Below are 7,268 nucleotides of genomic sequence, written 5' to 3' on the forward strand. Positions count from 1 at the left end.
GCGCGGGACGGCGCGGACGCCTGCGCTCAGTCCTCGGGTGCGGTCCCGTCGCCCTCAGCACCCGTCCGACCGGGCTCCGGTGCCGCTCCACCGTCGTGCCCGCCCGGCGTGGACTGTTCCTGGCCGGCGCCCCGACGCTCGGACTGGGCGCGCAGGTCGCGCAGACGCTCCTTGGCATCGGCGGCGGCCGCGGAGACCGCGCTCTGCGCCTGGTCCACGGCGACCTGGGCCTGCCCGGCGAGCTCGGCGACACGGGCGGGCACGGCGAGGAGCTCCTCGCGCACGCGCCGGCGCATCACCTTTCCGATCTGGGAGTGGGGGAGCTCCGACATCACGACGATCTGGCGGGGCAGTGCGTAGTGGGCGAGGGACTTCTCCGCCCAGGTGCGCACGTCCTCCAGGGTCACCGACGCTCCCGCCTCCAGGACGATGGCCGCGACGACGGACTCGCCGAAGGACCCGGCCGGGACACCCACCACCGCCACGTCGCTGACACCGGGCATGGAGCGCACCGCGTCCTCCACCTGGGAGGGGTAGACGTTGAAGCCGGAGGAGTTGATCATCTCCTTGCGGCGGTCCGCCATGACGACGAAGTCGTCCTTGACGCGCACCAGGTCGCCCGTGCGGAGCCACCCGTCCTGGAGGGCCTGTGCGGTCTCGTCCGGCCGACCCCAGTACCCCGAGAAGACCTGCGGTCCACGGGCGATGAGCTCACCGATGTCGCCCTCGTCGACATCGCGGGAGATGTCCTCCGGGTCGACGATGCGGATCTCGGTGGAGGGGAACGGGAGACCGAGGGTGCTCGGCCGGCGCGTGGGCGACAGGGGGGAACCGAGGAGGATGGGGGAGGCCTCGGTCATGCCGTACCCCTCGATGACGAAGCCCTTCGTCGCCGCCTCCCACTTCCGGGCGAGATCCGGCTGGAGTGCCATGGCACCCGAGATCGTGAAGCGCATGGAGGTCAGGTCGACATCGAGCTCGCGGGCCGCCTTCAGGAGGCGGTCGAACATCGGGGGGACCCCGAGGAAGAACGTGCACGGCAGGCGACGCTGTGAGGTGAGGACGAGGGCGGTGTCGAACTTCGGGAACAGGGCGACCGTGGCACCGAGCGCGATGCCCGCGAGGAAGCTGACCGTGAAGCCGAAGGCGTGGAACAGGGGGAGGACGGAGTCGAAGACCTCGTAGCCCTCGTGGAGCTCGGGCACCCAGGCGACGCACTGGGCCACGTTGGCGCACAGGTTGCGGTGGGAGAGGATCGCCGCCTTGGGGATCCCGGTGGTCCCGCCGGTGTGGATGAGGAGTGCCGGCTCCTCGGCGTCGACCGGGCACTCACCCTCCCAGGGACGAGCCCGCGAGACGGCCCGGTCCCAGGAGACGACGCTGGGCGGGGTGGGGGCGGAGAGCTCCGCCCTCTTGCGACGGGCGGCCGGTACCGGCAGGCTCAGGAGCGTGCGGGAGGCGCGGGGAAGGGCGCGTGAGAGGTCCATGCCGAAGACCCTCACCGAGGGGCCGAGGAAGTCGAGGCGTTCGATCGAGTTCTCCCAGGCGATGACCACGCGTGCGCCGTGTCGGCTGAACTCCTCGCGCAGTTCCCCGGTGGGTGCGAGGGGATTGTGTTCCACGACGACGGCCCCGAGGTACATCGTGGCGAAGATCGCGACGACGTGCTGGGGGCAGTTCGGCATCACGAGGGCGACGCGGTCGCCCGCGTGCACGCCCGCCGCGGCCAGCGCCGAGGCACCTCGTCGGGACTGCTCGACCAGCTCCGCGTAGCTCGTGGAACGGGAGAAGAAGTCGAGTGCCGCGCGGTCGGGGTAGCGGGAGGCGACCGCCTCGAGCAGGTCGGTGACCCTCTCCCCGCCCACGGGCACGGTGTAGGCCACGCCGGGTGCGTACCCCTGTCGAAGTCTCTCGGTCAGCGTCATCTGTCCCCCAGGGTTCACGTCCACACCCCTGAGCCTACGACACCGTAGGTCCGCACCGCTCCCTGAGCCGCCACGCACCCGTGGAGGATGACGGGTGCCTCCGACGTCACAGAGGGTCGACGACCAGCCTCACCGTGTCGGCCATGGTGGAGATCGCGTCGAGCGCCTCCAGGGGCAGCTCCGAGGAGATGTCGGTGATCACGTAGCCGATGGGACCCGCCGTCCCCAGGATCTGTCCGTTGATGTTCGCACCCGACTCGGCGAAGGTCTGGTTGACCAGGGCCAGGACGCCGGGGGTGTTGCGGTGGATGAGGCGGATCCGGTAGCGGCTCGAGGGTGACACGGCCAGCGTGAGGTTGGGCAGGTTGACCGACATGTCGGTGGACCCGGTGTGCACGTACTCCGAGACCTTCGTGGAGACGAAGCGGCCGATGTCGAGCTGGGCCTCCTCGGTGGAACCGCCCACGTGGGGCGTGAGGATCACGTTGTCCAGGCCGGCCAGGGGGGAGATGAACTCGTCGCCGTTGGCCTTGGGCTCCTCGGGGAACACGTCGATCGCCGCGCCGCCGAGGTGGCCGGAGACCAGGTGGGAGCGCAGGGCCTCGATGTCCACGACGAAGCCACGGGAGAGGTTGATGAACAGCGCACCCTTCTTCATCAGGGAGAACTCACGGTCCCCGAAGAGGCGCGCATTCGAGCGCGACCCGTCCACGTGGATGGAGACGATGTCGGACTCGCGCAGAACGGAGTCGAGGTCGGGCATGCGCGTGGCATTGCCCAGGGCCAGGCGCTCGGCGACGTCGTAGAAGATGACGTTCAGCCCCAGTGCCTCGGCGAGGACCGACAGCTGGGTGCCGATGTTTCCGTAGCCGATGATGCCCAGGGTGTGGCCGCGCACCTCGTGGGCGCCGTCGGCGGACTTGTCCCAGATCCCGCGGTGCAGCTTGGAGTTCTTCACCGTCACCCGCCGGGTGAGGTCGATGATCTCCCCGATGGCGAGCTCCACGACGGAACGCGTGTTGGAGTAGGGGGCGTTGAAGACCGCCACCCCGCGCTCGGTCGCGGCGGCCAGGTCGATCTGGTTGGTGCCGATGCAGAACGCGCCGATGGCGGTGAGCTGGGGGTGGGCCTCGATGACGCGCCGCGAGACGGTGGTCTTGGAGCGGATGCCGAGGATCTCGAAGCCGGTGAGTGCCTTGAGCAGCTCCTCCTCGTCCAACGCCCCCTTGATGCGGGTCACCTGGATGTCGTTGGAGGTGAAGATCGAGTCGGCGTCGATGTGGGGGTTCTCGAGGAGCAGCGCGCGCGTCATGGCCCCCATCGTGGCAGAAAGACGCCGCCGGCAGTCCCCGGGCCCAGCGCGTGGACGTGGTGGTGGCCACGTCCGGGGGCGTACGAGGGCGCCTCCGGTGTGCCGCCGACACGGTGGGGCGACCAGCGCCCCCGTGTGTCCGACCGGTGCTCGCCCGACCGGTGTGTGTCCGTCCCGGACGCCTCTGACCGGAGACCTCTGACCGGGCAGTTCCGTGCGGGGTGCCGCCCGGCTGGGATGGGTGAGCGGACCTCGAGGCCGGAACTGAGCGGACTTCGGCGAGGGGTGGGTCAGGGGTCCATCCCCGGGGGCAGCTCACCGGCCGCCACGACGTGGAGCCGCTGGGTCGAGCGCGTCAGGGCGACGAAGAGGTCGCCGGGGCCGTCCGCGAGGACCTCCGAGGGCTCGACGAGGACCACGGTGTCGAACTCCAGGCCCTTGGCGCCCACCGCCCCCAGGAGGCTCACCCGCTGGTCCAGGCCCGTGAAGCCCTCGGTGTCGGCGCCCCAGGCGAGTGCCCGTCCCGTCGCGACGAGGACGGCCAGTCGCCCCCGTCCCTCCCCGTCCAGGGCGTCCAGGTGCGCGGTCTCATCCTCGACGACCCGGCGGACCCGCGCCCACAGCGGGTCGGAGTCCTTCCCGGTCGGTGCGGTGTACCCGCCCCCGAGGAGGGTCACCTCGTAGGCGTCCCGGGCGTCGCGCACGGCGCGCAGGGGGAACCGCACCGGCTCCCCGAGCGCGGCCATCGTGTGCTCGGCCAGCTCCATGAGGGTGCGCGGGGTGCGGTAGGACACCGAGAGCACGTGTTCGGAGGACAGGGCCCTCGCTGCCGGTCCCAGTGCCTGCTCCCAGGTGGAGGGGCGGTCGTGGCCGCGGCGCTGGTCGAGGTCCCCGACCACCGTGAAGGACCGGGACGGGCAACGGCGCAGCAGGGCGCGCCACGCCATCGGTGCGAGTTCCTGGGCCTCGTCGACGACCACGTGCCCGTAGGTCCAGGTCCGGTCCGTGGCGGCGCGTTCCGCCAGGGGTGCGAGTTCCACCTGACCGCGGGCGGAGTCGGCGAGCATCTCGGCGGAGACGATCCCCCCGCCCAGGCCCTGGGCGGCGATGGCCTCGCGCGCACGCGCCACCTCCTCGTCCTCGCGCCTGCGCTGCTCGGCCTCGCTGCGGGCCTGCACGGCCGAGGAACTCCCCAGCAACTCCTCGAGTTCGTCGAGGAGAGGGACGTCGGACACCGTCAGGCGCGAGCCGCGCGGCCGCCCCACCAGCCCGAGCTGGTGCGGGGACAGACGCGGCGAGACCGAGGCGTTGAGCTCCGCGAGGAGTTCCGGGCGTGCGTAGAGGCGCTCGAGCAGCCTGGTGGCGGGGGTGGGCATCCAGGCGAGGTTGATCGCCCGGCGTGCGTCGACCGAGTCGCGCACCTCGGCGCGCCAGGTCTCGACCTCCTCGCGGTAGGCCTCGGCGTCGGAGGGATCGGCGTCCCCGGCCTGGTCCACGAGCCTGCGGGCGAGGACGTCGACGAGCTCGAGGGCGAACCCCTCCCGCGCGACGTTGTGGGGCTTTCCCGTGCGCCGGGCGCGGGTGCGTGCCTCGGCGACGTCGGCGGGGTGGAGGACGACCGTGCGGTTCCACACCTGCAGCGTCTCGTCCTGGGCGGGCACCCGCGCCAGTCCGCGCACCGCGGCGCGCAGGATCCCGGCCCAGGCCTCGTCACCCTTGGCGGCCTCCACCTCCTCGGTGTCCTGGGCGGTGGCGTGGATGCCGGGGACCAGGTCCCCGATGGTCAGTGCCACCACGCCGGACTCACCGAGGGAGGGGAGCACCTGCTCGATGTAGCGCAGGAAGACCCGGGAGGGTCCCACCACGAGGACCCCGGTCCGTTCCAGGCGCTCCCGCTCGGCGTAGAGGAGGTAGGCGGCGCGGTGCAGGGCGACAGCCGTCTTGCCCGTGCCGGGACCTCCCTGGACCACCATGATCCCCTCGTCGGCGGCGCGGATCACGCGGTCCTGCTCGCCCTGGATGGTGGCGACGATGTCGCCCATGCGTCCGTCGCGGGCCTGGGTGAGGGCTGACATCAGGGCGCCCTCACCCTGGAGGGACATGCCGTTGGAGCCCGCGTGGGCGGCGTCGAGGAGCTCGTCCTCCACACCGGTGACCCTGCGCAGGCGGGTGGCGATGTGGCGGCGGCGCACCACGCCCTGGGGGTCGACGGCCGTGGCCTGGTAGAAGGGGCGTGCGGCCGGGGCCCGCCAGTCGACGAGCAGGCGGGAGCCGTCCTCGTCGCGCAGACCGATGCGGCCGATGTAGCGGACCTCGTCGTCGCGGGAGTCGATGCGCCCGAAGACGAGGCGTTCACCGACCTGCTCCAACCTGGTCGCCTGGTCGCCGTAGTGGGCGGCGATGGCGTCGCGTTCGGTGAGACCCTGGGCGTTGCCGACCCCGGGGCTGGCCTCGGCGGCGCGCTGGTTGGCGCGGTAGCGGTTGCGGGTGTCGTCCAACCGTTCGTAGGCCCGGTCCAGGAACGCCTGCTCCGTGCTGAGCTCGCTGTCGTACTGGCGCACCTGGGTGCCGTCCTCGCTCATGCGTGCCTCCCTCGACGAAAACCGGTTGTCCATTGTGCCCCATCACTCCGGCACCGGTGGGGGACACCACGCTGCGGACACGTGCAAGTGGGGGGCTGCGGCCCGGCCCACATTCCCGATTCCACCCGTGGCGCAATCGGTGGGTCACCCCTCGCCCGCGCCCGGGTGCGCGGGTAGCGTGGGGGTCAACAACTGAGGAGGTCGCCCCGGGTGGCCACGGACGGGGAGGAGGACGGGGATGTCGGACGGACAACGCAACGGACTCTACGACGAGGGACCCGCATCGGGTGCGCGCGCACCGATCCTCGTCACCCACTTCGACGGCGCGCTGGACGCCGGTGCGGCCGGTTCCCTGGCCGTGATGCAGGTGCTGCGCACCCTGGGCGGTGAGCGCGTCGCGACCTTCGACTCCGACGAGTTCATCGACTACCGCTCCCACCGTCCCGTCATGACGGTCGAGGACTGGGTGACCACCGGTGTCGAGGTTCCCGAGATCGCCCTGGACCTGGTCCACGACGACCTGGGCAACCCGGTGCTCTTCCTCCACGGACCCGAACCGGACGCCAAGTGGGAGACCTTCTCCCAGACGGTGGCCGAGCTCGCCCATGACGCCGGGGTCGAGGTCTCCTTCTCCATCCACGGGATCCCCGCCGGGGTCCCCCACACCCGCCCGACACCCGTGCACGTCCAGGCCACCGACCCGGCCCTCGTCCCGGACCAGCCGCAGATGGCGGGGACCATGCAGTTCCCGGCACCCCTGTCGGCCTTCCTGCAGGAGCGGCTGTCGACCACCGGGGTGGAGGGCGTCACCCTGCTGGCCGCCGTCCCCTACTACATGGCGGACAACGCCTACCCGCGTGCCGCCTCGGCCCTGCTCGGCGGGCTCTCCGACCTCGCGGGCCTCGCCCTGCCCGTCGGTGACCTGGAGCGGGGGGCCACCGAGGACATCGCCCAGGTCTCCGCCCTCGTCGAGGGCAACCCGGAGGTGGAGCGGACGGTCCAGGCACTCGAACGGCACTACGATGCGATGGCGGAGGGGGGTTCCGCGCCCTCGATCTCCGACGGTGAGTGGGATGCGTCCGAGGGACGCGACATCGGTGACGTCATCGAGACCTACCTCGCCAACCAGGCCCGACAGGCAGGAGGCGGGGGGAGTGCCGAGGACGACGGCGACACCGCTGCCACCGACGAGGACCAGGACACCGTCACGGACTCCGTGCAGGACGCCCTCGAGCGGGTGGCCGGACGCGACCGCGAGGACCGCGACTCCCTGCGCCACCCCCGCCAGCCGCGTCACCGCGCCGACGACCAGTGGGGGACACCCGGCACCGACTGAGCCCCGGCGCCTCCCCGGCGGCACCCTCACGGTGAGCACACCGGGGGACGCGCCCCGGTGAGCACCAACAGTCCCTTCCGTCCCGCACCCGTCGGCGCCGCCCTGGGTGTGTG

At 71.9% G+C, this 7,268-nt stretch carries 4 protein-coding genes; 1 reads left to right on the plus strand and 3 read right to left on the minus strand.

The window, feature by feature from the left end:
* Positions 1-26: 26 nt before the first annotated feature.
* From TA90_RS01420 to TA90_RS01430, 3 genes are all read right to left on the minus strand, one after another.
* On the minus strand, positions 27-1,925 hold the full coding sequence (locus tag TA90_RS01420) for an AMP-binding protein (protein ID WP_074015219.1): 1,899 nt from the start codon (positions 1,923-1,925) through the stop codon (positions 27-29).
* A gap of 106 nt (positions 1,926-2,031) precedes the next feature.
* Entirely contained in the window at positions 2,032-3,237 is a 1,206-nt protein-coding gene (serA, locus tag TA90_RS01425) for a phosphoglycerate dehydrogenase (RefSeq protein ID WP_043534245.1), read from the minus strand.
* A 290-nt stretch (positions 3,238-3,527) separates the two neighbouring features.
* Positions 3,528-5,819, minus strand: a complete 2,292-nt coding sequence (locus TA90_RS01430; protein WP_043534242.1) for a HelD family protein — start codon at positions 5,817-5,819, stop codon at positions 3,528-3,530.
* A gap of 238 nt (positions 5,820-6,057) precedes the next feature.
* Between TA90_RS01430 and TA90_RS01435 the strand changes: the two genes are divergently transcribed.
* Positions 6,058-7,155 (plus strand): PAC2 family protein, encoded by a 1,098-nt coding sequence (locus TA90_RS01435; RefSeq protein ID WP_043534243.1) that lies wholly within the window; start codon positions 6,058-6,060, stop codon positions 7,153-7,155.
* Positions 7,156-7,268: the final 113 nt, after the last annotated feature.

It is taken from the genome of Actinomyces polynesiensis (assembly GCF_000820725.1).
GTDB lineage: Bacteria > Actinomycetota > Actinomycetes > Actinomycetales > Actinomycetaceae > Pauljensenia > Pauljensenia polynesiensis.

What these genes read in the sequence shown, in the direction of transcription:
- serA (WP_043534245.1), bottom strand. Translation starts at nt 3,237, where the DNA reads ATGACGCGCGCGCTGCTCCTCGAGAACCCCCACATCGACGCCGACTCG.
- TA90_RS01430 (WP_043534242.1), bottom strand. Translation starts at nt 5,819, where the DNA reads ATGAGCGAGGACGGCACCCAGGTGCGCCAGTACGACAGCGAGCTCAGC.
- TA90_RS01435 (WP_043534243.1), top strand. Translation starts at nt 6,058, where the DNA reads ATGTCGGACGGACAACGCAACGGACTCTACGACGAGGGACCCGCATCG.
- TA90_RS01420 (WP_074015219.1), bottom strand. Translation starts at nt 1,925, where the DNA reads ATGACGCTGACCGAGAGACTTCGACAGGGGTACGCACCCGGCGTGGCC.